27 protein-coding genes and 1 tRNA gene are annotated in these 25,070 nt (G+C 59.4%); 21 read left to right on the plus strand and 7 right to left on the minus strand.

The window, feature by feature from the left end; all coding sequences use genetic code 11:
* Positions 1-594: 594 nt before the first annotated feature.
* Positions 595-1,020 carry an HIT domain-containing protein gene (locus EI969_RS19835; RefSeq protein WP_160389289.1) on the plus strand — a complete coding sequence of 142 codons (426 nt, stop codon included), beginning with the start codon at positions 595-597 and terminating at the stop codon, positions 1,018-1,020.
* Between the two features lie 3 nt (positions 1,021-1,023).
* Positions 1,024-1,230, plus strand: a complete 207-nt coding sequence (locus EI969_RS19840; RefSeq protein ID WP_160389290.1) for a SlyX family protein — start codon at positions 1,024-1,026, stop codon at positions 1,228-1,230.
* Between the two features lie 65 nt (positions 1,231-1,295).
* Here the strand turns inward: EI969_RS19840 and EI969_RS30815 are convergent, their stop codons facing one another.
* A complete protein-coding gene (locus EI969_RS30815; protein WP_160389291.1) occupies positions 1,296-1,898 on the minus strand; it encodes a cold-shock protein in 603 nt (200 codons plus the stop codon).
* A gap of 309 nt (positions 1,899-2,207) precedes the next feature.
* On the opposite strand from EI969_RS30815, the gene EI969_RS19850 reads away from it, so the two are divergent.
* The 19 genes from EI969_RS19850 (at position 2,208) to nadA (ending at position 17,367) form a co-directional block, all read left to right on the plus strand.
* Positions 2,208-2,678 carry a Dps family protein gene (locus tag EI969_RS19850; protein WP_103397513.1) on the plus strand — a complete coding sequence of 157 codons (471 nt, stop codon included), beginning with the start codon at positions 2,208-2,210 and terminating at the stop codon, positions 2,676-2,678.
* A 261-nt stretch (positions 2,679-2,939) separates the two neighbouring features.
* Complete coding sequence (locus tag EI969_RS19855) at positions 2,940-3,275, plus strand: ribbon-helix-helix domain-containing protein (RefSeq protein ID WP_150717230.1); 336 nt, start codon at positions 2,940-2,942, stop codon at positions 3,273-3,275.
* Between the two features lie 136 nt (positions 3,276-3,411).
* Complete coding sequence (locus tag EI969_RS19860; protein ID WP_032829812.1) at positions 3,412-3,633, plus strand: FmdB family zinc ribbon protein; 222 nt, start codon at positions 3,412-3,414, stop codon at positions 3,631-3,633.
* Between the two features lie 109 nt (positions 3,634-3,742).
* Complete coding sequence (aspS, locus tag EI969_RS19865) at positions 3,743-5,518, plus strand: aspartate--tRNA ligase (protein WP_160389292.1); 1,776 nt, start codon at positions 3,743-3,745, stop codon at positions 5,516-5,518.
* 129 nt (positions 5,519-5,647) lie between these two features.
* Positions 5,648-6,394, plus strand: coding sequence for a YebC/PmpR family DNA-binding transcriptional regulator (locus EI969_RS19870; RefSeq protein ID WP_150717232.1), 747 nt, complete (start codon positions 5,648-5,650; stop codon positions 6,392-6,394).
* Positions 6,395-6,552: 158 nt separating this feature from the next.
* On the plus strand, positions 6,553-7,077 hold the full coding sequence (gene ruvC, locus EI969_RS19875; RefSeq protein WP_046042207.1) for a crossover junction endodeoxyribonuclease RuvC: 525 nt from the start codon (positions 6,553-6,555) through the stop codon (positions 7,075-7,077).
* Positions 7,078-7,191: 114 nt separating this feature from the next.
* A complete protein-coding gene (gene ruvA, locus EI969_RS19880; RefSeq protein WP_110660727.1) occupies positions 7,192-7,800 on the plus strand; it encodes a Holliday junction branch migration protein RuvA in 609 nt (202 codons plus the stop codon).
* Positions 7,801-8,862 carry a Holliday junction branch migration DNA helicase RuvB gene (ruvB, locus tag EI969_RS19885; protein ID WP_160389293.1) on the plus strand — a complete coding sequence of 354 codons (1,062 nt, stop codon included), beginning with the start codon at positions 7,801-7,803 and terminating at the stop codon, positions 8,860-8,862.
* A gap of 127 nt (positions 8,863-8,989) precedes the next feature.
* A complete protein-coding gene (gene ybgC, locus EI969_RS19890) occupies positions 8,990-9,457 on the plus strand; it encodes a tol-pal system-associated acyl-CoA thioesterase (RefSeq protein WP_160389294.1) in 468 nt (155 codons plus the stop codon).
* A complete protein-coding gene (gene tolQ, locus EI969_RS19895) occupies positions 9,447-10,142 on the plus strand; it encodes a protein TolQ (RefSeq protein WP_008147369.1) in 696 nt (231 codons plus the stop codon). The genes ybgC and tolQ overlap by 11 nt, the downstream gene beginning before the upstream one ends.
* 23 nt (positions 10,143-10,165) lie before the next feature.
* Positions 10,166-10,618 (plus strand): protein TolR, encoded by a 453-nt coding sequence (tolR, locus tag EI969_RS19900; RefSeq protein ID WP_160389304.1) that lies wholly within the window; start codon positions 10,166-10,168, stop codon positions 10,616-10,618.
* A complete protein-coding gene (gene tolA / locus EI969_RS19905) occupies positions 10,618-11,697 on the plus strand; it encodes a cell envelope integrity protein TolA (RefSeq protein WP_160389295.1) in 1,080 nt (359 codons plus the stop codon). The genes tolR and tolA overlap by 1 nt, the downstream gene beginning before the upstream one ends.
* 17 nt (positions 11,698-11,714) lie before the next feature.
* Positions 11,715-12,995, plus strand: coding sequence for a Tol-Pal system beta propeller repeat protein TolB (tolB, locus tag EI969_RS19910; protein WP_178120754.1), 1,281 nt, complete (start codon positions 11,715-11,717; stop codon positions 12,993-12,995).
* 52 nt (positions 12,996-13,047) lie between these two features.
* Positions 13,048-13,545: a peptidoglycan-associated lipoprotein Pal gene (gene pal, locus EI969_RS19915; protein ID WP_003178634.1), complete on the plus strand. Its 498-nt coding sequence runs from the start codon at positions 13,048-13,050 to the stop codon at positions 13,543-13,545.
* A gap of 6 nt (positions 13,546-13,551) precedes the next feature.
* Positions 13,552-14,391: a tol-pal system protein YbgF gene (gene ybgF, locus EI969_RS19920; protein ID WP_160389297.1), complete on the plus strand. Its 840-nt coding sequence runs from the start codon at positions 13,552-13,554 to the stop codon at positions 14,389-14,391.
* Positions 14,392-14,557: 166 nt separating this feature from the next.
* Positions 14,558-15,205, plus strand: coding sequence for a 7-carboxy-7-deazaguanine synthase QueE (gene queE, locus EI969_RS19925; protein ID WP_108215102.1), 648 nt, complete (start codon positions 14,558-14,560; stop codon positions 15,203-15,205).
* A gap of 1 nt (position 15,206) precedes the next feature.
* A complete protein-coding gene (queC, locus tag EI969_RS19930) occupies positions 15,207-15,899 on the plus strand; it encodes a 7-cyano-7-deazaguanine synthase QueC (protein WP_160389298.1) in 693 nt (230 codons plus the stop codon).
* Positions 15,900-15,962: 63 nt separating this feature from the next.
* Positions 15,963-16,038: transfer RNA gene (locus tag EI969_RS19935), tRNA-Lys, on the plus strand.
* A gap of 270 nt (positions 16,039-16,308) precedes the next feature.
* Positions 16,309-17,367 carry a quinolinate synthase NadA gene (gene nadA, locus EI969_RS19940; RefSeq protein WP_160389299.1) on the plus strand — a complete coding sequence of 353 codons (1,059 nt, stop codon included), beginning with the start codon at positions 16,309-16,311 and terminating at the stop codon, positions 17,365-17,367.
* Between the two features lie 133 nt (positions 17,368-17,500).
* Here the strand turns inward: nadA and EI969_RS19945 are convergent, their stop codons facing one another.
* From EI969_RS19945 to gcvH, 6 genes are all read right to left on the minus strand, one after another.
* Positions 17,501-17,989 carry an RDD family protein gene (locus EI969_RS19945; protein WP_160389300.1) on the minus strand — a complete coding sequence of 163 codons (489 nt, stop codon included), beginning with the start codon at positions 17,987-17,989 and terminating at the stop codon, positions 17,501-17,503.
* Between the two features lie 94 nt (positions 17,990-18,083).
* Entirely contained in the window at positions 18,084-18,296 is a 213-nt protein-coding gene (locus tag EI969_RS19950) for a cold-shock protein (protein WP_007977299.1), read from the minus strand.
* Between the two features lie 403 nt (positions 18,297-18,699).
* On the minus strand, positions 18,700-19,824 hold the full coding sequence (gcvT, locus tag EI969_RS19955; protein WP_160389301.1) for a glycine cleavage system aminomethyltransferase GcvT: 1,125 nt from the start codon (positions 19,822-19,824) through the stop codon (positions 18,700-18,702).
* Between the two features lie 36 nt (positions 19,825-19,860).
* On the minus strand, positions 19,861-21,237 hold the full coding sequence (locus EI969_RS19960; protein ID WP_160389302.1) for an L-serine ammonia-lyase: 1,377 nt from the start codon (positions 21,235-21,237) through the stop codon (positions 19,861-19,863).
* A 203-nt stretch (positions 21,238-21,440) separates the two neighbouring features.
* Positions 21,441-24,293, minus strand: coding sequence for an aminomethyl-transferring glycine dehydrogenase (gene gcvP / locus EI969_RS19965; RefSeq protein WP_160389303.1), 2,853 nt, complete (start codon positions 24,291-24,293; stop codon positions 21,441-21,443).
* Positions 24,294-24,304: 11 nt separating this feature from the next.
* A complete protein-coding gene (gene gcvH / locus EI969_RS19970) occupies positions 24,305-24,688 on the minus strand; it encodes a glycine cleavage system protein GcvH (protein WP_008047373.1) in 384 nt (127 codons plus the stop codon).
* Between the last annotated feature and the right edge of the window lie 382 nt (positions 24,689-25,070).

The following is a 25,070-nucleotide window of genomic DNA, read 5'->3' on the forward strand; positions in this document are numbered from 1 at the left end:
CTCCGCTTCCAGCGGGTGCCACTCAGGTGATGTTGGGTATCAATGCAATAAGCGTGCGCAAACTCGGATTTTGCTACGCTTTTTTTTCAATCGACTGCCTGACTTTGTGAAAACCTCGTGAAAACGGGGGTTCAAGCGCCTCTGGTTTGGGGGTTGACGCCTTGCCTGGCTTCATGTTGCGTCGTACTGCTCGACTGCCTGGCAAGCAAAAATGTTACCCGTTCACCCCGCCAGTGAGTAAATGGCGGATATCGAAGCGTTCAGCGTAGACCCACCGTGCGATTTTGGTGCAAAAAATTTTAGCCTTGTGATGAATCTATCTCTGTTGATCATGTGCCCGGCGCGAACTCTTCGTTGTTAATCAGTCATTTCGGCGTGTTCTGTCGGTTGACCAGTTCTGTAATGGTGCGTGACGGTGAAGGGTGTCTCATTCGGGGGCGGTTATCCGCTTTTCGTAGGCGCTCTCGGCCTCTGGGCAAGGTTGGTCGTGAAGCGCGCGCCGTTCACAGGTATGCTGCCGTCCGGTCGCTTGGTGCGCCGCCCCTGTGGATGGGCACTAAGCTGAAAAATGATGACCCGGCGGGAGTACGCGCAGTGTTCGCTCTAGATCCACGACTTCAACAAGACACGTTACCGATCGGGGACTTTCCGCTCTGCCGGTTGCTGCTGTCCAACGACTCGAACTATCCCTGGTTCATCCTGGTACCTCGTCGTGAGGCTATCAGTGAGATATTTCAGTTGGATGTCGCAGACCAGCAGCAGCTGTGGCAGGAGACGACGGCGCTTTCGCAAATGCTCAAGGACTCGTTCGATGCGGACAAGCTGAATGTTGCGGCGCTGGGCAATGTCGTCAGTCAGTTGCACATGCATGTGATTGTGCGCAAGCGCGAAGATGCCGCCTGGCCAGCGCCGGTTTGGGGTAAGCAGCCGGCAAAACCCTACAGTTCGGAGCAGATTGCCGCCATTGGCGAACGTTTACGCCTGATATTGACCGATGATTTTACGTTTCTGGAGGGCTGAACCATGAGCCTGGAAGAACGCGTTACCGATCTCGAAAGCCGCCTGGCCTTTCAGGATGACACCATCCAGACCTTGAATGACGTGCTGGTCGCGCAGCAGCGGGTGGTCGAGCGTCTTCAGCTACAAATGGCCGCGCTGCTCAAGCGGCAGGAGGAAATGGTCGGCCAGTTCGAGTCGTTCGAAGAAGACGCGCCACCACCGCACTATTGAGCAAAATGCAGGCATGAAAAAACCGCGGACAGCCCAGGCTGTGCGCGGTTTTTTTTAGCCTTGAATCAGCGGCGCGGCAGTGCGGCGATCACATCTTCGGCTTGCAGGCCCTTGTCACGATTCATGACAGAGAACTCCACGCGCTGGCCTTCTACCAGGACGCGGTGGCCTTCACCGCGAATGGCTCGGAAGTGCACGAAAATATCGTCGCCGGAGTCGCGGGAAATGAAGCCGAAGCCCTTGGACGTGTTGAACCATTTGACGGTGCCGGTATCACGGTTGCTCATGTCGTAGCCAGGCGAGGCGGCGGCAGGTGACGATTTGTAGAAGCTGATGCCCAGGTGCAGGGCGACAGCGACCACGGCTGCGACCAGGCTGAACAGAACGGCAGGTTGACCGGCGATGACAGGCATCGGTGCGATCAGCGTCAGGGTTTGCAGGACTACGGCCAGAACCAGCAGGGCGCTGACCAGGTTCTGCAGTTGGTGGCGCGGACCTTTGTTCCAGTAAGGGATGACAGGTGCAAGTGTGAGGTTGAGCAGGCCGAAAAAGGCCAGGTACAGCGCGTCAGGTTGTTGCAGGTAAGGCAGGGCTTCAGGGTGCAGGCCAGGGATGAACGACAGCAGCAAGGCCGCTGTGCCTATCAGCAGATGGACGATTTTCAACATTTTGATTAACTCACGTTAAGACAGCTCACAAGGAAGAGCTGATGACGCACGGTTCGCTTCATGACAATAAAGAGGCGTTGGACACGTGCCCGGTATCAGCCTATGCGCCATGCCCGGAAAAATAGGCACTGGCGACACGCCGTCTATTTAACAGCAAAGCCGCAGGCTACTCAAATCAGGGCGTCCGGCGGCTCTTTGGCGGTGATTTGTCGCAGGTTGCGCGAAGTTGCGGGGCTGCGACAAGGCGGCAGGCTTGCTAGAGTGGGTGGGCACCTGTTGGCTGAAATTCATCACCTTTAGGGGAAAAACATGGCAATCGATATCGGTATCAGTGAAGAGGACCGCAAGTCCATCGTCGACGGGCTTTCGCGCCTGCTGTCGGACACCTACGTACTTTATTTGAAAACCCATAATTTCCATTGGAACGTCACCGGGCCGATGTTTCGAACGCTGCACCTGATGTTCGAAGAGCAATACACCGAACTGGCCCTGGCGGTCGATTCGATTGCCGAACGCATTCGCGCCCTCGGGTTTCCCGCGCCCGGTGCCTATTCCGTCTACGCGCGGCTGTCTTCCATCAAGGAAGAGGTGGGTGTGCCGGCTGCCGAAGACATGATCAGGCAATTGGTCGAGGGGCAGGAAGCCGTCACCCGGACGGCGCGGGGGATTTTCCCTTTGCTCGACAAGGTCAGCGATGAACCCACGGCGGACTTGCTTACCCAGCGTATGCAGGTGCATGAAAAAACCGCGTGGATGCTTCGCGCTCTGCTCGATCAGTAACACTTGCGTGCGCGGATGACACCTGAAGTGTTCTTCGCGCCCTGTTTCCTACGCCATTCACTGCCGTGCTTCTGAAGGGCGTTTCACGTTGTTGCGTGGGAGATAGTCCGGAGTAGGACGTTCTCCGGGGTCTGCCAAAAGTTGTTGGCTTATCCTACGCCGTGGGTCATCAAGTCATCTGGATATACCTTTGTTTCTGCGTTTTTATAAGTCGACGGACAGCTTTTAAACAAACCAGAATGGCAAAGGAGTGTCAGCGTTATGGTTTATGAAAGGCAGGCAGAAGGGCGATACGGTTCGCACAAGGATGTCAGGGTCGATCCGTTCGTTCGCGAGTTCGATATGGGATTGGCCCGGCCCCTGTCCCGCTCCGTACGATTGAATGGCTTTGCCACCTGTTTGCGGCTCGAGCAGGTTTATTGGGATATTTTGGCGGAGATGGCCAGGGTCAACGGTTGCTCGGTCAGTAGCCTGCTATCCCATGTGGATCGCGAAGTTCACTTGCGTCATGGTGGCGTAAGGAATTTCAGCGGATTGGTGCGGGTTGTCTGTGTCGTGCACAGTCTCAAGGAAGGGGGTTGCATCGTCACGGCCTAGTCGGGGCGGCGAAAACAGCAGAGTGTCGGTCTGTGCAGTCTTACGGCTGCACAGGCCGCATTTAATGGATATAATCCCGCTCTTTGCCGCGAAACCTTGCGTGTGCGGTAGCAATCTGATCGCCGAGACAACCTCCATGCCGATGTACGATTATCAATGTGCTTCCTGTGGTCATCAGTTGGAAGCCATTCAAAAGATCAGCGATGCACCGCTGGTCGACTGCCCTGCCTGTCAGGCGCCAGAGCTTAAAAAGTTGCTGTCCATGCCGGGCTTTCGCCTCAGCGGCACGGGTTGGTACGAAACAGATTTCAAGACCGGTTCCAAGAAGAACCTGGCCGGCGGCGACAAAGCTGACTAAGGTCCTGGACCTGAATTGAACGACACGCGCGAGTTCTTGCAGCATCCCCCAGCGGATGTGCCCAGGGCCTCCAACCGAATTTCGAATTACGAGAAGTGAAACCACGACCATGATGCGCAGCCATTATTGCGGCCAACTGAACGAAAGCCTGGACGGCCAGGAAATTACCCTTTGCGGATGGGTTCACCGTCGCCGTGACCACGGTGGGGTGATTTTCCTCGATATCCGTGATCGTGATGGTCTGGCCCAGGTCGTGTTCGATCCGGACCGCGCTGAAACCTTCGCCGCCGCCGACCGCGTGCGCAGCGAGTACGTCGTGAAGATCACCGGCAAGGTTCGCCTGCGTCCGGCCGGTGCGACCAACGCCAACATGGCGTCGGGCATGATCGAAGTCCTCGGCTACGAGCTGGAAGTGCTGAACGAATCGGAAACCCCGCCGTTCCCGTTGAACGAGTTCTCCGACGTCGGCGAAGAAACCCGCCTGCGTTATCGCTTCCTCGACCTGCGTCGTCCGGAAATGGCCGAGAAGCTGCGCCTGCGTTCGCGCATGACCACCAGCATCCGTCGCTTCCTGGACGAAAACGGCTTCCTCGACGTAGAAACCCCGATCCTGACCCGTGCTACTCCGGAAGGCGCGCGCGACTACCTGGTGCCGAGCCGTACTCACGCCGGTTCGTTCTTCGCCCTGCCGCAATCGCCGCAGCTGTTCAAGCAACTGCTGATGGTGGCCGGCTTCGACCGTTACTACCAGATCGCCAAGTGCTTCCGTGACGAAGACCTGCGTGCCGACCGCCAGCCGGAATTCACCCAGATCGACATCGAGACCAGCTTCCTCGATGAAAAAGAGATCATGGGCCTGACCGAGCAAATGATCCGCAACCTGTTCAAGGAAGTGCTGGGTCTGGAGTTCGGCGAATTCCCGCACATGACCTTCGAAGAAGCCATGCGCCGCTACGGTTCCGACAAGCCAGACCTGCGTAACCCGCTGGAACTGGTGGATGTGGCCGATCAGCTCAAGGAAGTCGACTTCAAGGTGTTCAGCGGTCCGGCCAACGATCCGAAATGCCGCATCGCCGCCTTGCGCGTTCCAGGCGGGGCGAGCATGCCGCGCAAGCAGATCGACGACTACACCAAGTTCGTCGGCATCTACGGTGCCAAGGGCCTGGCGTACATCAAGGTCAACGAGCGCGCTGCCGGTGTTGACGGTCTGCAATCGCCGATCGTGAAGAACATCCCTGAGGCCAACCTGAACGTGATCCTCGATCGCGTGGGTGCAGTCGATGGCGACATCGTGTTCTTCGGCGCCGACAAGGCCAAGATCGTCAGCGAAGCGTTGGGCGCACTGCGCATCAAGCTCGGCCACGACCTGAGCCTGCTGACCTGCGAATGGGCTCCGATGTGGGTCGTTGACTTCCCGATGTTCGAGGAGAACGACGACGGCAGCTTCAGCGCCTTGCACCACCCGTTCACCGCGCCGAAGTGCTCCCCGGCGGAGTTGGAAGCCAACCCGGCGGGCGCTCTGTCCCGTGCCTACGACATGGTGTTGAACGGCACCGAGTTGGGCGGCGGTTCGATTCGAATCCACCGCAAAGAGATGCAACAAGCGGTCTTCCGCCTGCTGGGCATCAACGAAGCGGAACAGGAAGAGAAGTTCGGCTTCCTGCTCGACGCCCTGAAGTACGGCGCACCGCCGCACGGTGGCCTGGCCTTCGGTCTGGACCGCCTGGTGATGCTGATGACCGGCGCCCAGTCGATCCGTGAAGTGATCGCTTTCCCGAAAACCCAGAGCGCGGCGGACGTCATGACTCAGGCACCGGGCCAGGTGGATGCCAAGGCATTGCGCGAATTGCACATTCGCCTGCGCGAAACGCCCAAGGCCGAGTAAGGCTGACCTGAAGGGCGCATCCGCGGATGCGCCCTTTCTTTATAGATAGCGCTGTTCAAGGTTTTTTGTTTGCCGGCCGGCGCGAAATAGCGTGGCGGGCAATGTTTCAAAGAGAATTCGGAGCGAGTTATGGCAGGTCATTCCAAGTGGGCGAACATCAAGCACCGCAAAGAACGTCAGGATGCCAAAAAAGGCAAGATTTTCACCAAGTGGATTCGTGAGCTGACTGTCGCGGCCCGTCAGGGTGGCGGTGATCCAGGTTCCAACCCGCGTCTGCGCCTGGCGTTGGACAAGGCCCTTGGCGCGAACATGAGTCGCGATATCATTGATCGGGCAGTTGCCCGTGGCGCTGGTGCAGCCGATACCGACGACATGGTCGAACTGACCTACGAAGGTTACGGCCCTGGCGGCGTGGCGGTCATGGTCGAGTGCATGACCGACAACCGTAATCGCACCGCAGCTGCGGTTCGTCACGCGTTCAGCAAGTGCGGTGGCAACCTCGGGACTGACGGTTCGGTGGCCTATCTGTTCGAACGCAAGGGGCAGATCTCCTTCGCTGCCGGCGTTGACGAAGACGCGCTGATGGAAGCGGCCATGGAAGCTGACGCCGATGACGTGGTGACCAACGAAGACGGTTCCATCGACGTATTCACCTCGTTCTCCGGGTTCTACTCCGTGCGTAACGCGCTGGAAGCGGCCGGTTTCAAGGGCGATGACGCCGAAATCGTCATGCTGCCGACCACCAGTGCCGAACTGGATCTGGAAGGCGCCGAGAAAGTCCTCAAGCTGATCGACATGCTCGAAGACCTGGACGACGTGCAGAACGTCTATTCCAACGCGGAGATTCCGGAGTCGGTGGCCGCACAGCTCGGTTAAGGGCAACCAGGATCCACTGTGGGAGCTGGCTTGCCAGCGATGGCGTCGGCACATCGAACAATGATGGTGCCTGACACTCCGTCATCGCTGGCAAGCCAGCTCCCACATTGTTTATTTGCTGTATTGAAATTCGTGCATTTACTGACTCCGCAGGCGTTATGACTTTAATTCTTGGTATCGACCCCGGTTCTCGCATCACCGGTTACGGTGTGGTTCGTGATACCGGCCGTGGCTGTGAGTACGTCGCCTCCGGTTGTATCCGCACCGGTGCCGGCGAGCTGCATGAGCGACTGCAGATTGTCTATCGCGGGGTGCGGGAGATCATTCAGACCTACCATCCGGTGACCATGGGGATCGAAAAGGTGTTCATGGCCCGCAACGCCGATTCCGCCCTGAAACTGGGGCAGGCCCGCGGCGCCGCCATTGTGGCGGGCGCGGAAGAAAACCTGGAAATTGCCGAATACTCCGCGACCCAGGTCAAGCAGGCGGTGGTCGGCACCGGCGCCGCCAACAAGGAGCAGGTGCAGATGATGGTCATGCACATGCTCAAGCTGACCAGCAAACCGCAGATCGATGCCTCGGACGCCCTGGCCATTGCCATTTGCCACGCTCACACCCGTTCCAGCCTGCTGCCCCATGGTCTGGGAGCTGCACGCAGTCGTGGCGGTCGCCTGCGTCTCTGATAGCATCAGCAATCAATTTCATGGAGCGGGGACGTTTCGCCCCGGTTGTCGGCGCCATTCCCTCGCTCTGTCAGTCGCTGGCCCAGAGCTGGCCAACGCTCAAGGATTTGTAACGTGATTGGACGTTTGCGCGGCACCCTGGCTGAGAAGCAGCCTCCGCATCTGATTCTGGATGTAAACGGCCTGGGCTATGAACTCGAAGTGCCCATGACGACCCTGTACCGCTTGCCGTCGGTCGGTGAGCCGCTGACCTTGCACACCCATTTGGTCGTGCGCGAAGACGCGCAACTACTCTATGGTTTTGTCGGCAAACGTGAGCGCGACTTTTTTCGCGAGCTGATCCGTCTCAATGGTGTCGGGCCGAAACTGGCGCTGGCCTTGATGTCGAGCCTGGAAGTCGACGAGCTGGTCCGCTGCGTGCAGTCTCAGGACACTTCGGCGCTGACCAAGGTGCCAGGTGTCGGCAAGAAAACCGCAGAGCGTTTGCTGGTCGAGCTCAAGGATCGCTTCAAGGCCTGGGAAACCGTACCGGCCATGTTCGCCCTGGTGCCGAACCAGCCGGATGGACCGGCCCCGGTGAACACTGCCGAAAGTGACGCCGTCAGCGCCTTGATCTCCCTGGGCTACAAACCCCAGGAAGCCAGCAAGGCGGTGTCTGCGATCAAGGAGAAAGGTTTGAGCAGTGAAGACATGATCCGCCGCGCCTTGAAGGGAATGATCTAAGTGATTGAAGCTGATCGTCTGATCGCCGCCACGCACAGCCCGCGTGAGCGCGAAGAAGTCCAGGACCGGGCGATTCGCCCGGTCAGCCTGGCGGAATACATTGGCCAGCCGACCGTTCGCGAGCAGATGGAGTTATTCATTCAGGCCGCTCGCGGTCGTAACGAGTCCCTGGATCACACGCTGATCTTCGGGCCGCCCGGTCTTGGCAAGACGACCCTCGCCAACATCATCGCCCAGGAAATGGGGGTGTCGATCAAGAGCACCTCGGGTCCGGTGCTGGAGCGCCCCGGTGACCTGGCGGCACTGTTGACCAACCTTGAACCTCACGATGTGCTGTTTATCGACGAAATCCATCGCCTGTCGCCCATCGTTGAAGAAGTGCTGTACCCGGCCATGGAAGATTTCCAGCTCGACATCATGATCGGCGAAGGGCCGGCCGCGCGTTCGATCAAGCTGGATCTGCCGCCTTTCACCCTGGTCGGCGCAACGACCCGGGCGGGGATGCTCACCAACCCGTTGCGCGACCGTTTCGGCATCGTTCAGCGTCTTGAGTTCTACAATACCGCCGACCTGTCGACGATTGTCAGTCGTTCGGCGAGCATCCTCGGTTTGCCGCTGGACCCGGAAGGCGCCTTCGAAATCGCCCGCCGTGCCCGTGGCACTCCACGCATTGCCAACCGACTGCTGCGCCGGGTGCGTGACTTCGCCGAAGTTCGCGCCAAGGGGCATATCACCAAGCCGATTGCCGACCTGGCGCTGAACCTGCTCGATGTCGACGAGCGCGGCTTCGATCACCAGGACCGGCGTCTGTTGCTGACCATGATCGAGAAGTTCGACGGCGGGCCGGTCGGGGTCGACAGCCTGGCCGCCGCCATCAGCGAAGAGCGTCATACCATTGAAGACGTGCTGGAGCCTTACCTGATTCAGCAGGGCTACATCATGCGCACCCCTCGCGGGCGAGTGGTGACGCGGCACGCCTACCTGCATTTCGGCTTAAACATTCCGTCACGATTGGGCGAGATGCCCGTGGTAGACGAGTTTCTCGATGCCGTGGACGATTAATTAACTTTTGCGGGCTGATTTTTCGGGCATTGTGCTGTCCTAGGACCGTACTTTCGCGAGAAAGCCGCAGAACAATGAAAAACAGTTGCCTGGCCGGATTGGCAACCCGAGGAGTAAGCACTAGAGTATGCGCGCGCAAAACGGGCTTGAGCCTTTCGCACATCGTTGTCGCGTTTATTACGAGGACACCGATGCGGGCGGCATCGTGTATTACGTTAATTACCTCAAGTTTATGGAACGGGCTCGAACCGAGCGGCTACGAGAGCTGGGCTTTGCCCAATCTGCGCTTGCCGGGGAGGACCTGTTGTTCGTCGTGCATTCCAGCGAAGCGCGCTACCACGCGCCGGCGCGACTGGACGACGAACTGCTGGTAAGCGCTGAAGTAATCGAATTGAACCGTGTCAGCCTGCGCTTCAAGCAGCAGGTCAGGCGGGCTACGGATGATGCGCTGCTCTGCGAAGGGCAGTTTCTGGTGGCCTGTGTGCGCACTGAAAGTTTAAAACCCCGGGCCATTCCCGAAGCTCTACGAGCGGCCTTTGCCGACGTGAGCGGCGCGGGTACACACTCAAAGCAGGAGATAAAGCGTGGAAGCTAACGTCGTCGACCATTCCTCCATGTGGAGCCTGGTCAGCAATGCCAGTATCGTGGTGCAACTGGTAATGCTGATCCTGGTAGCCGCATCGGTGACCTCGTGGATCATGATCTTTCAGCGCAGCAACCTGCTGCGCGCCGGTCGACGTGCCCTGGAGAGCTTTGAAGAGCGCTTCTGGTCGGGTATCGACCTGTCCAAGCTGTACCGTCAGGCCGGCAGCAACCCGGACCCTGATTCGGGCGTCGAGCAAATCTTCCGTGCCGGTTTCAAGGAATTCTCCCGTCTGCGCCAGCAGCCAGGCGTTGATCCGGAAGCGGTCATGGAAGGTGTGGCCCGCGCCATGCGCGTGGCCATCTCCCGCGAAGAAGAAAAGCTCGAGCAGAGCCTGCCTTTCCTGGCCACCGTCGGTTCCGTCAGCCCGTACATCGGCCTGTTCGGTACCGTCTGGGGGATCATGAACTCCTTCCGCGGTCTGGCGACTGCCCAGCAAGCGACCCTGGCCACTGTGGCCCCGGGTATCGCCGAAGCACTGATCGCCACGGCCATCGGTCTGTTCGCCGCCATTCCAGCCGTTATCGCTTACAACCGTTTTGCTGCTCGCAGCGAAACCCTGCTGGGCCGCTACTACACCTTCGCCGACGAATTCCAGGCGATCCTGCACCGCAAAGTGCACACCAGCGAAGAATAAGCAGGTAATTTCCAATGGCTTTAATCGCTCGAGCTCGCAAAAAGCGCAAGCCGGTCGCCGAGATGAACGTGGTGCCCTACATCGACGTGATGTTGGTGCTGCTGGTCATCTTCATGGTGACCGCGCCGATGCTCAATCAGGGCGTGAAAGTTGATCTGCCCAAGGTTTCCAGCGAAGCCTTGCCGCAGGACAACAACACCCAGGTCCTGACCATTTCCATCAAATCCGACAAGACCTACTACTGGAATCTCGGCAGCGAAGTCGACACCGAGAAGCAGCAGGATCGGGCCATGACCCTGCCGCAGATGACTGACGCGGTGACCAAGATCATTCGCGTCGGCAACGAAGGCGGCAAGCGTACCCAGGTCTTCATTCGCGGCGACAAGACCGTCGACTACGGCTCCGTCATGGGCGCGATGGGCGGGTTGCAGAAAGCCGGGGTCGGTAATGTTGGCTTGATTACCGAGGCGCCCTGATGCAGCAACAGCGAGAGCCGTCCGCCTCGGAAAGCTACTTCTGGCCTAGTGTCTGGGCGATTGGCTTGCACGTGCTGGTGTTCGGCATGCTGTTCGTCAGTTTTGCCTTTACCCCGGAACTGCCGCCGGCCAAGCCGATTGTCCAGGCGACCTTGTACCAGCTGAAATCGAAAAGTCGGGCGACCACCCAGACCAATCAGAAGATTGCCGGTGAAGCGCAGAAATCTGCTGCGCGTCAGACCGAAGTCGAGCAGATGGAGCAGAAAAAGGTCGAGCAGGAAGCGGTGAAGGCTGCGGAACAAAAGAAAGAAGAGGCGGCTCAAAAGGCCGAGGAAGCCAAGAAGGCCGACGAGGCGAAGAAAGCGGACGAGGCGAAAAAGGCTGATGAAGCCAAGAAAGCCGACGACGCGAAGAAAACCGCGGAAGCCAAGAAGGCAGAAGAGAAACAATTGGCTGATATAGCCAAGAAGAAAGCTGAAGAAGAAGCCAAGAAGGCTGCTGAAGAAGAGGCCAAGAAAGCGGCCGCTGAAGAAGCCAAGAAAAAGATCGTCGAAGACGCGAAGAAGAAAGCCGCGGAAGACGCCAAGAAGAAAGCCGAGGCTGAAGAGGCGAAGAAGAAAGTCGCCGACGAAGCGAAGAAGAAAGCTGCCGCCGATGCTGCGAAGAAGAAATCGCAGGACGCGGCACGTAAATCCGCCGAAGACAAAAAGGCCCAGGCCCTGGCAGATTTGCTTTCCGACACGCCGCAGCGTCAGCAGGCCTTGGCCGATGAGCAGGGTGACGAAGTCGCCGGCAGTTTCGATGACCTGATTCGTGCGCGTGCAGCGGAAGGCTGGGCTCGTCCACCTTCGGCACGCAAAGGCATGACGGTCGTGTTGCAAATCGGCATGTTGCCGGACGGTACGGTGACTTCGGTCAGCGTGTCCAAGTCCAGTGGCGACGGTCCGTTCGACGCATCGGCTGTTGCCGCGGTGAAGAATATTGGACGTTTGACAGAAATGCAGGGAATGAAGCCGAGTGATTTCGCTCCGTATCGTTCATTCAAGATGACATTCACACCTGAGGATCTAGCCTTGTGAGAAACCTTCTTCGAGGAATGCTCGTCGCCATCTGCTGCCTGGCAGGCATGGCGATGGCCGATGAGAAAAACATTCTGGTCACCAGCGGCAGCGATCGGGCGACTCCGATCGCAGTAGTGCCGTTCGGTTTCCAGGGCGGTAGCGTGCTGCCGGACGACATGGCGGAAATCATCGGTAACGACCTGCGCAACTCGGGTTACTACTCGCCGCTTCCAAAGCAGAACATGATCAGCCAGCCGAGCCAGGCCAGCGAAATCATCTTCCGTGACTTCAAGGCGCTGGGTGCCCAGTACGTCATGGTCGGCAGCATTGTTCCGGCGGGCGGTCGCCTGCAGGTGCAATACGCATTGTTCAACGTCGCCACCGAGCAGCAAGTGCTGACCGGCAGCGTGTCGGGCGGCGTCGATCAGTTGCGCGACATGGCGCACTACATCTCTGACCAGTCGTTCGAAAAACTCACGGGTATCAAGGGTGCCTTCTCGACTCGCCTGCTGTACGTAACGGCCGAGCGTTTCTCCGAGAACAACACTCGCTACACCCTGCAGCGTTCGGACTACGACGGTGCCCGCGCCGTGACCCTGCTGCAATCGCGCGAGCCGATCCTGTCGCCGCGTTTCGCACCGGATGGCAAGCGCATCGCTTATGTCTCCTTCGAGCAGAAGCGTCCGCGTATCTTCATGCAGAACATCGACACCGGTCGCCGTGAGCAGATCACCAACTTCGAAGGCCTGAACGGTGCACCGGCCTGGTCGCCGGATGGCAATCGCCTGGCGTTCGTGCTGTCCAAGGACGGCAACCCGGACATCTACGTGATGAACCTGGGCTCGCGTCAGATCACCCGCGTCACCAACGGTCCCGGCATCAACACCGAACCGTTCTGGGGCAAGGATGGCTCGACCATCTACTTCACGTCCGACCGTGGCGGCAAACCGCAGATCTACAAGACCAGTGCAGGTGGTGGCGGTGCCGAACGCGTGACTTTCGTCGGCAACTACAACGCCAACCCTAAATTGTCGGCTGATGAAAAGACGCTTGTCATGATTCACCGTCAGGATGGATTCACCAATTTCAAGGTGGCGGCCCAGGATTTGCAGCGCGGTAGCGTAAAAATCCTCACTGATAGCACTCTGGACGAGTCGCCTACTGTTGCGCCCAACGGCACCATGGTAATCTACGCCACCCGCCAGCAGGGCCGGGGAGTCTTGATGCTCGTGTCCATCAATGGACGCGTAAGGCTCCCGCTTCCTACCGCACAAGGCGAAGTCAGAGAACCTTCCTGGTCCCCTTACCTGAACTGACGCGGCGCTATACGTTGTACTTAACACACTGGGGTTCATTAGGAGTTTCACGATGGAAATGCTGAAGTTTGGTAAATTTGCTGCGCTGGCACTGGCCATGGCTGTAGCTGTAGGTTGCTCGTCCAAAGGCGGCGACAATGCCGGTGAAGGCGCGGTAGATCCAAACGCTGGTTACGGCGCAAACACTGGTGCAGTTGACGGCTCCCTGAGCGAAGAAGCTGCTCTGCGCGCTATCACCACTTTCTACTTCGAATACGACAGCTCGGACCTGAAGCCAGAAGCCATGCGCGCTCTGGACGTTCACGCCAAAGACCTGAAAGCAAACGGCGCTCGCGTTGTTCTGGAAGGCAACACCGACGAACGTGGTACTCGTGAGTACAACATGGCACTGGGCGAGCGTCGTGCGAAAGCCGTTCAGCGCTACCTGGTACTGCAAGGTGTTTCCCCAGCTCAGCTGGAACTGGTTTCCTACGGCGAAGAGCGTCCAGTTGCTACCGGCAACGACGAGCAGTCCTGGGCTCAAAACCGTCGCGTCGAACTGCGTAAGTAATTCGTCATGCGAACGTGCCGTCGTGCTGTAACTGTTCTGGCTCTCAGTCTCGCGCCGCTTGCGGCGTGGGCTGCGGTTCCTGTGGTCGATAACGACTCCGGCTATAACAATAGCGGGAGCAGTTATCCGCCTGCAGGTTACGGTACGAACGGCGCCTATGCCGGGGGAGGGGTTTCGGCCCCTGTCTCGGCACAGGGCGAGCTGTTCAACCAACTGCAACAAATGCAGGAGCAGATCTCGCGCCAACAGGGTGTGATTGAAGTTCTGCAAAATGATGTAGCGCGCATGAAGCAGGAAAACCTGGAGCGATACCAGGATCTTGATCGGCGCATAGGAACCGGCGTTGCACCAGCCGCGACTCCTGAGAATTCTTCCGGCGGTGGCGACTTGAACGCCCCCGCTGCAGCAGCAGGCGCAAGTGCAGGAGCGGCAGCCGCTCAAGCACCCGCCGCGGGTAGCGAACCGGCAGATCCGGCGAAGGAAAAGCTCTATTACGATGCTGCCTTCGACCTGATCAAGGCCAAGGATTTCGACAAGGCCAGCCAGGCTTTCGCCGCATTCCTGCGCAAATACCCGAACAGCCAGTACGCAGGTAACGCCCAATACTGGTTGGGCGAAGTGAACCTGGCCAAGGGCGATCTGCAAGGTGCAGGTCAGGCGTTTGCCAAGGTTTCGCAGCTGTATCCCAAGCATGCCAAAGTGCCGGACTCGCTGTACAAGCTTGCTGACGTAGAGCGTCGCCTGGGTCATACCGACCGGGTCAAAGGCATTTTGCAGCAGGTCGTGTCCCAGTATCCGGGCACTTCCGCCGCTCAGCTGGCACAGCGTGATCTGCAGAAAATGTAAGGCGGCTTGAGCCGTTTCAAAGAAACCCGCGCTTGTCGCGGGTTTTTTCGTTAGAATTCACGCCCTTTTTCTGAAACACGCTTTTTGGGGCCTGCGCATTGCCGGGGTTCCTTGAAGTGCCTGACGGAGGCGGACAGCCTGTTTAGCTGTTACGCCCGTGGCGACTATGCAAGACACATTGAGAATCACCGAAGTTTTCTACTCGTTGCAGGGTGAAACTCGGACTGCCGGCCTGCCCACTGTTTTTGTGCGCCTGACCGGTTGCCCGTTACGTTGCCAATACTGCGACAGCGCCTACGCGTTCACCGGCGGAACCATTCGCACCCTCGACGATATCCTCGAGCAGGTTGCCGGTTTCCGTCCGCGTTATGTCTGTGTCACGGGCGGCGAGCCCCTGGCGCAACCCAACGCCATTCCCTTGCTCAAGCGCTTGTGCGACGCCGGTTACGAAGTGTCACTGGAAACCAGTGGCTCTATTGATATCTCGGCAGTAGATTCCCGGGTCAGTCGCGTTGTCGACTTGAAGACTCCAGGGTCGAAGGAAGCACACCGCAATCGCTATGAAAACATTGAGCTGCTCACGCCCAATGATCAGGTGAAGTTTGTCATCTGCTCGCGGGATGACTATGACTGGTCCGTTTCCAAGCTGATCCAGTACGGTCTGGACCAGCGCGCCGGCGAAGTCCTGTTCTCGCCAAGCCACCATGATCTCAATGCCCGGGATCTGGCGGATTGGGTGGTGGCGGACAACCTGCCAGTGCGTTTGCAATTGCAGCTGCACAAATATCTATGGAATGACGAGCCGGGGCGCTGAAATGACTGAACAACTGAACACTCCTGAAAAACGTGCGGTCATCCTGTTGTCCGGTGGCCTGGACTCGGCGACCGTCGTGGCCATGGCGCGCGCCGAAGGCTACAGCTGCTATACCATGAGTTTCGATTACGGTCAGCGCTCACACGCAGAGCTGCACGCTGCCGAGCGTGTGGCCCGAGACCTGGGCGTGGTCGAGCACAAGGTGATCGGTCTGAACCTGAATGGCATGGGCGGTTCAGCACTGACCGACAGCAGCATCGCCATTCCGGAAGAGCTGGGTGAAGGCATTCCCGTGACTTACGTGCCTGCGCGTAACACGGTGTTCCTCTCCCTGGCCCTGGGCTGGGCGGAAGTGCTCGGTGCGCGTGACATCTTCATCGGCGTGAATGCGGTGGATTATTCAGGTTACCCGGACTGCCGTCCCGAGTTCATCGAGTCGTTCGAGCGCATGGCCAACCTGGCAACCAAAGCCGGGGTGGAAGGCAATGGCTTCCGCATCCAGGCGCCGCTGCAAAACCTCAGCAAGGCGCAGATCGTCCAGGCGGGCGTGAAGCTTGGCGTGAACTACGGGCTGACCGTTTCCTGCTATCAGGCCGATGATAATGGCCGTGCGTGCGGCAAATGCGACAGCTGCCGACTGCGTGCGGAAGGCTTCCTGGCAGCCGGAATCGGCGATCCAACCCCTTATTTTTGATTTTTTTCAAAATAGGTGTTGAATAGTCCTTAAAAATCAGTATTATACGCGCCACCACACAGCGGGTCGTTAGCTCAGTTGGTAGAGCAGTTGGCTTTTAACCAATTGGTCGTAGGTTCGAATCCCACACGACCCACCATTTTTGGCGGTTTAGAAAATCCGGAAGGCCCACGCAAGTGAGGATTTCCGGGTTTTTTTTTGCCCGCGATTCAAGTTCGCCTCGCTTCGGACTGCTGCTCGTGGCGCAGGTCAGAATCATCTTTTGCATCCGTCGGATATTCTGTAGCCTTGCGCAGCTTCAACGCTGTCCGTGCCTGATGAATACTCACTTTCCCGGCGGTACCCTGATGGGTCCGGAGCCGGGTGTATACTCGACTTTCGCGCGAATGCGCCTGCAGGTCTTGCGAACATGACGCAAATTTCCGAACGTCTTCTGGTTCAAGCCCACCTCGACGCCAAACAGCCCAAGCCGCTGACCGCCGATGAAGAGGCTTATTACCGTGCTGCCATCGCTGCCGAGCTCAAGGCTCAGGACGCGGTGCTGGTGGCGCACTTTTATTGTGACCCTGTGATTCAGGCGCTGGCCGAAGAGACGGGCGGCTGCGTTTCCGACTCGCTGGAAATGGCCCGCTTCGGCAACGCCCATCCGGCCAAGACCGTGGTCGTTGCCGGCGTGAAGTTCATGGGTGAGACCGCCAAGATCCTCAACCCGGAAAAGCGCGTGCTGATGCCGACGCTCGAGGCGACCTGTTCGCTGGACCTGGGTTGCCCGGTGGACGAGTTTTCCGCGTTCTGCGATCAACACCCGGAGCGCACGGTGGTGGTGTACGCCAACACGTCTGCCGCGGTAAAAGCCCGGGCGGACTGGGTCGTCACTTCAAGCTGTGCGTTGGAAATCGTCGAGAGCCTGATGGATAACGGCGAGACCATCATCTGGGGCCCGGACAAGCACCTGGGGACCTATATCCAGCGCAAGACCGGTGCCGACATGCTGCTGTGGGACGGTGCCTGCATCGTTCACGAAGAGTTCAAGTCCAAGCAGCTTGAAGACATGAAGGCGCTGTACCCGGACGCGGCGATTCTGGTGCACCCGGAGTCGCCGACATCGGTGATCGAGTTGGCCGATGCCGTGGGTTCCACCAGTCAGTTGATCGCGGCGGCACAGAGCCTGCCGAACAAGACACTGATCGTGGCGACCGACCGCGGCATCTTCTACAAGATGCAGCAGCTGTGCCCGGACAAGGTCTTCATCGAAGCGCCTACGGCGGGTAACGGCGCGGCGTGCCGCAGTTGTGCGCATTGCCCGTGGATGGCGATGAACACCCTTGAGCGCACGCTCAAGGCGTTGAAGGAAGGGTCGAACGAGATCTTTGTCGACCCGGCGCTGATTCCGCAGGCGATTCGCCCGCTCAAGCGGATGCTTGATTTCACTCAGGCTGCGCGGATGAAGCTGGCCGGTAACGCCTGATATTTGTCAGGTAAGTCGTAAAACTGTGGGAGCGAGCCTGCTCGCGATAGCGGTCTGTCAGTCATATCAATTTTGACTGATACACCGCCATCGCGAGCAAGCTCGCTCCCACAGTGGTATTCGTATGGCTGAATTACTTGGTCTTCTTCGGAATCCGCACCAGTTCGGTATTGGAGTAGATGTCATGCCAGCTGCGTTTCTGCTTGTCGAACAACGACCAGATGAACCCAAGGCCAACACACAGCAGCGAAGCAATCGACACCACAAAGCGCAGCAGCGCCTGCCACAGGCTGATGGATGAGCCGTCGGCGTTCTGCACGCGAATGCACCAGACCTGCATGCCCAGGGTCTGACCGGACCAGGTCCAGAATTTGGCGAAGAAGCCGAACAGTACGAACAGCAGGACCGTGGAAAGCAGGGGATCACCGTCCAGGGCGCCCGCTTCGGTCAGGGTACGCATCCTTTCCTCGCCGATGATCGCCATCTGGATCATCTTGTACACGCCGCTGGTGACGATCAGCAGGGCGGTGCACAGCAGGAAATCATAGAACATGGCTGCCAGGCGACGACCCAGGCCAGCGGCGGGGAAGTCGCCCTGGGGAGTAAGCAGGTGTTTCGACATGACAGGCTCTCGGCGAAAAAGAAGCCATTTTACGGATTTACGCGCACAAAAAAGCCCCTGATGTCAGCATCAGGGGCTTTTTCGTTACAGAAGATTAGGCTTCTGCTTGTACTTCGTCAGCCTGCATGCCTTTCTGGCCCTGCACGGCGATGAAAGTCACTTTCTGGCCTTCTTTCAGGCTCTTGAAGCCGTTGCCCTGGATGGCGCGGAAATGCACGAACAGATCCGGACCGCTTTCAGGAGTGATAAAACCAAAACCTTTCTCGTCGTTAAACCACTTGACGGTACCGCTCTGACGTTGGGACATTTCTTATTTCCTTTGACGCAAAAAATTAATGACAGTCTCCTTCTCATGAAAGAGTACTGGGGCTGGTTGCAGGAGAGTAAGAAGACGTCGAACGGGATGTAGCTAACTTGTAGGCTACTGCCCAGGTCACGATTCCAAGCGACCCATGCAAACACAGTGAACAAACTCTACGCCAACTACGGGAGAAAAAACAAGCCCTGTGAAGGCCCCGTATTTCCTCAGGTTGATGGCAAAGTCAGGCCACTAGTGGGTTCTTATACGCTAACGTTGTTCAAATGTTTTCGATCGTTATAAGCAAAGTTCATAATCGAAGCTTAGAGCCAAACAATGCACTATTTTATGGCGGTTGCGTTACACATTAGTGCACTGTTAACGCAACCGCGTTACTTATAGGAACATTCAATCAGCCGCGATAGTAGCGTTGTGGAACAAATGGCATTTTGCTTACAAGCAAAGGCACCTTTTTCCCACGGACAATCGCCCAAACGGGTGTGTCCATTGCGATGTAGGCGCTGTCGACATAACCCATGGCCAGCGGCCCGCCCAGGGTCGGCCCGAAGCCGCCGCTGCAGACGCTGCCGATGATGTCACCGGCTTCGTTGACGATCTCGGCACCCTCGCGCACCGGTGTGCGTTCCTGCGGTAACAGGCCGACGCGCTTGCGGCTGACACCAGCCTGTTGGTGGGCGAATACGCTTTCGGCACCCGGGAAGCCGCCGGCACGTGCACCATCGGCGCGACGTGGCTTGGAAATGGCCCACAGCAGGCTGGCTTCGATCGGGCTGGTCTCGGTGTTCATGTCGTGGCCATACAGGCACAGACCCGCTTCCAGGCGCAGGGAATCGCGGGCGCCAAGGCCGATGGCAGCCACTTCCGGTTCGGCCAGCAGGGCGCGAGCCAGGGCTTCGGCGTTGGCGGCAGGTACGGAAATTTCGAAACCGTCTTCACCGGTGTAGCCCGAACGGCTGACAAAACAGTCCACGCCCAGCAGCTTGACGCGAGCGAACTGCATGAAAGTCATCTTCGCAACTTCCGGGGCCAGGCGTGCCAGCACGGTAACTGCTGCCGGGCCTTGCAGGGCCAGCAGGGCGCGTTCCTCGAACAGCGGCTCGATCGTGCACTGCTCGCCGATGTGCTTGCGCAGGTGGGCCAGGTCCTGATCCTTGCAGGCGGCGTTGACCACCAGGAACAGTTCGTCGTTGCCCAGGTTGGCGACCATCAGGTCGTCGAGGATGCCGCCCGTCGCGTTGGTGAACATCGCGTAGCGCTGCATGCCCACCGGCAGGTCGATGATGTCTACCGGCACCAGGGTTTCCAGGGCCTTGGCGGCATTGGCGCCGGTCAGGCGGATCTGGCCCATGTGCGAGACATCGAACAGCCCGGCCTGATCGCGGGTGTGCTGGTGTTCTTTCATCACGCCCAGCGGGTATTGCACCGGCATGTCGTAGCCGGCGAACGGCACCATGCGCGCGCCGAGTTCGATGTGCAATGCGTGCAGCGGGGTTTGCAACAGTTGTTCGGTGGACATATTCAGCTCCTGAAGAAGGGTGCAGATGAGCGCGCATCAGCACTCGATAATGTTGACCGCCAAACCGCCACGGGCGGTTTCCTTGTATTTGCTTTTCATGTCGGCGCCGGTCTGGCGCATGGTGCGGATGACCTTGTCGAGGGAGACGAAGTGTTGCCCGTCGCCGCGCATGGCCATGCGCACGGCATTGATGGCCTTGACCGAGCCCATGGCGTTGCGCTCGATGCAAGGCACTTGCACCAGCCCGCCAATCGGGTCGCAGGTCAATCCGAGGTTGTGTTCCATGCCGATCTCCGCGGCGTTCTCGACTTGTTGCACGCTGCCACCCAGCACTTCGCACAAGGCACCGGCGGCCATCGAGCAGGCGACGCCGACTTCACCCTGGCAGCCGACTTCGGCGCCGGAGATGGAAGCGTTTTCCTTGTACAGAATGCCGATGGCTGCGGCAGTGAGCAGGAATCGCACCACGCCGTCGTCATTGGAACCCGGGATAAAACGCATGTAGTAGTGCAACACCGCTGGAATGATCCCCGCCGCACCATTGGTGGGGGCCGTTACGACGCGCCCGCCGTTGGCGTTCTCCTCGTTGACCGCCAGTGCGTAGAGGTTGACCCAGTCGAGCACCGACAGCGGATCGCGCAATGCGGATTCCGGGTTCTTGCACAATTGCCGATGCAGCGCGGCAGCCCGGCGCTTGACCTTCAGCCCGCCAGGCAGAATGCCTTCATTGCGGCAACCGGCGGCGACGCAGTCCTGCATCACTTGCCAGATTTTCAGCAGGCCGGCGCGGGTTTCCGCTTCCGGACGCCAGGCGCTTTCGTTGGTCAGCATCACCTGGCTGATGGACAGCCCGTAGGTGGCGCAGTGGGCGAGCAGGTCCTTGGCACTTTTGAACGGGAAGGTCAGGGGCGTGGCGTCTTCGACGATGCGGTCGGCGCCGGCGGCGTCTTCATCGACCACAAAACCGCCACCGACCGAGTAGTACTCGCGGCTGCGGATCTGCAGGCCTGCTGCGTCGAAGGCGCGAAAAATCATGCCGTTGGGGTGATATGCCAACGGTTTGCGAATCATCGCCAGGTGTTCTTTCTCGTTGAACGCAATGCTGTGTTCGCCGAGCAGGTTCAAGCGGCCGTTACCGCGAATCTCTTGCAGGCGCGCGGCGACGGTTTCGGTGTCCACGGTGTCCGGGTGTTCGCCTTCCAGGCCGAGCAGCACAGCCTTGTCACTGCCGTGGCCCTTGCCGGTGGCACCGAGCGAGCCATACAACTCGACTCTGACGCTGGTGGTTGCCGGCAACAGCCCTTCACGGCGCAGGCCTTCGACGAAGCGCGCAGCGGCACGCATCGGGCCGACGGTGTGGGAACTGGAGGGACCGATGCCAATCTTGAACAGGTCGAACACGCTTAACGACATGGTGGTTCTCCGGTTTCTTGTTATAGGAATTCACGGAAGTTCAGGCTTGATGCGATCCTTGTAGGAGCTGGCTTGCCAGCGATGACGGTGTGTCAGGCACAGAAATGTGGACTGATCCACCCTCATCGCTGGCAAGCCAGCTCCTACAAGGGCTTTGCGGTGTTCTTGAAATTGGGGCGAGTAAAACCCGCCCCCTCATTCGTTTAAGCGTAGCTTTCGATCGACGGGCAGGCGCAGACCAGGTTGCGGTCGCCGAACACGTTGTCGACACGACCGACCGGCGGCCAGTACTTGCCTTCGATCAGCGAGGCAACCGGGTAAACCGCTTGCTCGCGGCTGTACGGGTGCGACCACTCGCCCACCAGTTCCTTCGCGGTGTGCGGCGCGTTTTTCAGCGGGTTGTCGTCCTTGTCCAGGGTGCCGTTTTCCACTGCGCGGATTTCTTCGCGGATGCGGATCATGGCGTCGCAGAAGCGGTCCAGTTCTTCCTTGGATTCGCTTTCTGTCGGCTCGATCATCAGCGTGCCGGCCACCGGGAACGACATGGTCGGCGCGTGGAAGCCGAAGTCGATCAGGCGCTTGGCGACGTCATCGACGCTGATGCCGCTGCTGTCTTTCAGAGGGCGCAGGTCAAGGATGCACTCGTGCGCCACCAGGCCGTTGCTGCCGGTGTACAGCACCGGGTAGTGCTCTTCGAGGCGACGGGAGATGTAGTTGGCATTGAGGATCGCCAGCTGCGAAGCACGCTTGAGACCCGCGCCACCCATCATGCGAATGTACATCCAGGTGATCGGCAGAATGCTCGCGCTGCCGAACGGTGCCGCGCACACGGCGCCTTCCTTGCGCTCCATGTGGGCGTGGCCCGGCAGGAATGGCGCCAGGTGCGATTTCACACCGATCGGGCCGACGCCCGGGCCGCCACCGCCGTGGGGGATGCAGAAGGTCTTGTGCAGGTTCAGGTGCGACACGTCGCCGCCGAACTTGCCCGGTGCGCACAGGCCGACCATGGCGTTCATGTTGGCGCCGTCGATGTACACCTGGCCGCCGTTGTCATGAATGATGCCGCAGATTTCGCGGATGCCTTCCTCGAACACGCCGTGGGTCGACGGGTAGGTGATCATCAGCGCGGCGAGGTGTTCGCGGTGCTCGATGGCCTTGGCGCGCAGGTCTTCGATGTCGACGTTGCCGCGGGCATCGCAAGCGGTCACGACAACGCGCATGCCGGCCATCTGGGCGGTGGCCGGGTTGGTGCCGTGGGCCGACGACGGGATCAGGCAGATGTCGCGACGGTCTTCGCCACGGCTCTGGTGGTAGGCGCGAATCGCCAGCAGACCGGCGTATTCACCTTGCGAACCGGCGTTCGGTTGCAGCGAAACGGAGTCGTAGCCGGTGGCAGCGCAGAGCATCGCTTCCAGCTCGTCGGTCAGTTGCTGGTAGCCGGCGCTTTGCTCGGCCGGGGCGAACGGGTGCAGGGCGCCGAATTCGGCCCAGGTCACCGGGATCATTTCGCTGGCGGCGTTGAGTTTCATGGTGCACGAACCCAGCGGGATCATGGTGCGGTCCAGCGCCAGGTCTTTGTCCGCCAGTTTGCGCAGGTAGCGCATCAGCTCGGTTTCCGAGTGATAGCGGTTGAACACCGGGTGGCTGAGGATCGGCGACTGACGTACCAGCGCGGCCGGGATGGTGCTGGTGACCGAGGCAGCGAGGGCAGCGAAGTCCGGCAGGGTCTTGCCGTCGGACAGCAGGCTCCACAGGGCTTCAACGTCGGCCTGGGTGGTGGTTTCGTCCAGGGACAGGCCCAGACGCTCGTCATCGACCACGCGCAGGTTGATGCGCTGGGCGTGCGCCTTGTCGTGCAGGGCGGCGGTTTGCGCGCCGGTCTTCACGGTCAGGGTGTCGAAGAAGCTCGCTTGCTCGACGTTCTGGCCCAATGCGCTCAAGCCTTTGGCCAGGATCGCGGTCAGGTGATGCACGCGATTGGCGATCTGTGTCAGGCCTTTCGGACCGTGGTACACGGCGTACATGCTGGCGATGTTGGCCAGCAGCACTTGCGCGGTGCAGATGTTCGAAGTGGCTTTCTCGCGACGGATGTGTTGCTCGCGGGTCTGCATGGCCAGGCGCAGGGCCGGGTTGCCGAAACGGTCTACGGAAACACCGACCAGACGGCCCGGCATGTCACGCTTGAACGCGTCCTTGGTGGAGAAGTAAGCGGCGTGCGGGCCACCGAAGCCCAGCGGCACGCCGAAGCGCTGTGCGCTGCCGATGGCCACGTCGGCGCCGAATTCGCCTGGCGCGCTCAGCACGGTCAGGGCCAGCAGGTCGGCCGCCACGGCAACGAGGGCGTTGGCGGCGTGGAAGCGTTCGGTCAGTTCGCGGTAATCGAACACGTCACCGTTGCTGGCAGGGTATTGCAGCAGGGCGCCGAAGAACGGCGTCACGTCGGTCAGTTCGAGCTCGTCGCCAACCACTACGTCGATGCCCAGAGGCTCGGCACGGGTGCGCAGTACGTCGAGGGTCTGCGGGTGGCAATGCACGGAGGCGAAGAACTGGTGGCTGCCCTTGTTCTTGCTCAGGCGTTTGCAGAAGGTCATGGCTTCGGCAGCGGCGGTGGCTTCGTCGAGCAGGGAGGCGTTGGCGATCGGCAGGCCGGTGAGGTCGCTGATCAGGGTCTGGAAGTTCAGCAGCGCTTCGAGACGGCCCTGGGAGATTTCTGGCTGGTACGGGGTGTAAGCGGTGTACCAGGCCGGGTTTTCCAGGAGGTTGCGCAGGATCGGCGACGGCGTGTGGGTGCCGTAGTAGCCCTGGCCGATGTAGGTCTTGAACAGCTGGTTTTTAGTCGCGATCGACTTGATCAAGGCCAGGGCATCGGCTTCGCTCAGGCCGTCTTCAAGGCCAAGCACGCTGGTGCCCTTGATGCTGTCGGGAATCACGCTGGCGCTCAGGGCTTCCAGGGAGTCGAAACCGAGGCTGTTGAGCATGGCTTGCTCGTCACCGGCGCGCGGGCCGATGTGACGGGCGATGAATTCGTTGGCGGTGGTCAGATTGACTTGAGTCATGTCAGTGCTCCTCAGGCTTCGGCTTGGGCTTTGATCAGGCGGTCGTAGGCGTCCTGGTCCAGCAGTTGGGCGACAGCCGAGGCGTCGCTTGGCTGGAAGCGGAAGAACCAGCCTTCGCCCAGCGGATCTTCGTTGACCAGTTCAGGGCTGCTGTCGAGCGCCGGGTTCACTTCCAGCACTTCGCCGTCGAGCGGCATGTACACGCCGCTGGCAGCCTTGACCGATTCCACGGTGGCGGCTTCGGCGCCCTTGTCGTAGGACTGCAGCTCAGGCAGTTGAACGAAAACCACGTCGCCCAGGGCGTTCTGTGCGAAAGCGGTGATGCCGACCGTGACGCTGCCGTCAGCTTCGGTGCGCAGCCATTCGTGATCTTCAGTAAAACGCAACTCGCTCATGGAAACTCCTAAGGGGCCAGACTCGTCTGGTGGACGCGATTGAATGCTTGGGCAATGCCCTGGTTATGCAGGAGTACATAGCAAGAACGCGGCCAACCTTGGTTTTCTCGTTGTTGATCAATGATTTAGGTGGTTCTGACAAAGGTTGAAATTCATTCGCTGTAGCGAAATCGATACGTGATATGTCGAGGATAAAAGCCGAGGTGGATCAAAGCCTTGCACAGCCGTGATCGCAGAGGGGTGTAGCGATATCGTTCCGCTGTAGCGCTTTCAGTACAGGTGGAGGTCGTTTTCAGACGTGATTTGCCGATGCATGAACATTCACGACTGTAGGAGCCGGCTTGCTGGCGATGGCGATTTTGCGGACGCCATCGCCAGCAAG

It is taken from the genome of Pseudomonas sp. PB101 (assembly GCF_009764265.1).
GTDB lineage: Bacteria > Pseudomonadota > Gammaproteobacteria > Pseudomonadales > Pseudomonadaceae > Aquipseudomonas.

Excerpts from the sequence above, each read along its gene's own strand:
- queE (WP_108215102.1), top strand. The coding sequence starts at position 14,558 with ATGCAAGACACATTGAGAATCACCGAAGTTTTCTACTCGTTGCAGGGT.
- EI969_RS19850 (WP_103397513.1), top strand. The coding sequence starts at position 2,208 with ATGGCAATCGATATCGGTATCAGTGAAGAGGACCGCAAGTCCATCGTC.
- ruvC (WP_046042207.1), top strand. The coding sequence starts at position 6,553 with ATGACTTTAATTCTTGGTATCGACCCCGGTTCTCGCATCACCGGTTAC.
- EI969_RS19945 (WP_160389300.1), bottom strand. The coding sequence starts at position 17,989 with ATGTCGAAACACCTGCTTACTCCCCAGGGCGACTTCCCCGCCGCTGGC.
- pal (WP_003178634.1), top strand. The coding sequence starts at position 13,048 with ATGGAAATGCTGAAGTTTGGTAAATTTGCTGCGCTGGCACTGGCCATG.
- aspS (WP_160389292.1), top strand. The coding sequence starts at position 3,743 with ATGATGCGCAGCCATTATTGCGGCCAACTGAACGAAAGCCTGGACGGC.
- EI969_RS19860 (WP_032829812.1), top strand. The coding sequence starts at position 3,412 with ATGCCGATGTACGATTATCAATGTGCTTCCTGTGGTCATCAGTTGGAA.
- ybgC (WP_160389294.1), top strand. The coding sequence starts at position 8,990 with ATGCGCGCGCAAAACGGGCTTGAGCCTTTCGCACATCGTTGTCGCGTT.
- EI969_RS19840 (WP_160389290.1), top strand. The coding sequence starts at position 1,024 with ATGAGCCTGGAAGAACGCGTTACCGATCTCGAAAGCCGCCTGGCCTTT.
- EI969_RS19950 (WP_007977299.1), bottom strand. The coding sequence starts at position 18,296 with ATGTCCCAACGTCAGAGCGGTACCGTCAAGTGGTTTAACGACGAGAAA.
- gcvT (WP_160389301.1), bottom strand. The coding sequence starts at position 19,824 with ATGTCCACCGAACAACTGTTGCAAACCCCGCTGCACGCATTGCACATC.
- nadA (WP_160389299.1), top strand. The coding sequence starts at position 16,309 with ATGACGCAAATTTCCGAACGTCTTCTGGTTCAAGCCCACCTCGACGCC.
- tolA (WP_160389295.1), top strand. The coding sequence starts at position 10,618 with ATGCAGCAACAGCGAGAGCCGTCCGCCTCGGAAAGCTACTTCTGGCCT.
- EI969_RS19960 (WP_160389302.1), bottom strand. The coding sequence starts at position 21,237 with ATGTCGTTAAGCGTGTTCGACCTGTTCAAGATTGGCATCGGTCCCTCC.
- queC (WP_160389298.1), top strand. The coding sequence starts at position 15,207 with ATGACTGAACAACTGAACACTCCTGAAAAACGTGCGGTCATCCTGTTG.
- EI969_RS19870 (WP_150717232.1), top strand. The coding sequence starts at position 5,648 with ATGGCAGGTCATTCCAAGTGGGCGAACATCAAGCACCGCAAAGAACGT.
- gcvP (WP_160389303.1), bottom strand. The coding sequence starts at position 24,293 with ATGACTCAAGTCAATCTGACCACCGCCAACGAATTCATCGCCCGTCAC.
- tolB (WP_178120754.1), top strand. The coding sequence starts at position 11,715 with ATGCTCGTCGCCATCTGCTGCCTGGCAGGCATGGCGATGGCCGATGAG.
- gcvH (WP_008047373.1), bottom strand. The coding sequence starts at position 24,688 with ATGAGCGAGTTGCGTTTTACTGAAGATCACGAATGGCTGCGCACCGAA.
- ybgF (WP_160389297.1), top strand. The coding sequence starts at position 13,552 with ATGCGAACGTGCCGTCGTGCTGTAACTGTTCTGGCTCTCAGTCTCGCG.
- EI969_RS30815 (WP_160389291.1), bottom strand. The coding sequence starts at position 1,898 with ATGTTGAAAATCGTCCATCTGCTGATAGGCACAGCGGCCTTGCTGCTG.
- EI969_RS19855 (WP_150717230.1), top strand. The coding sequence starts at position 2,940 with ATGGTTTATGAAAGGCAGGCAGAAGGGCGATACGGTTCGCACAAGGAT.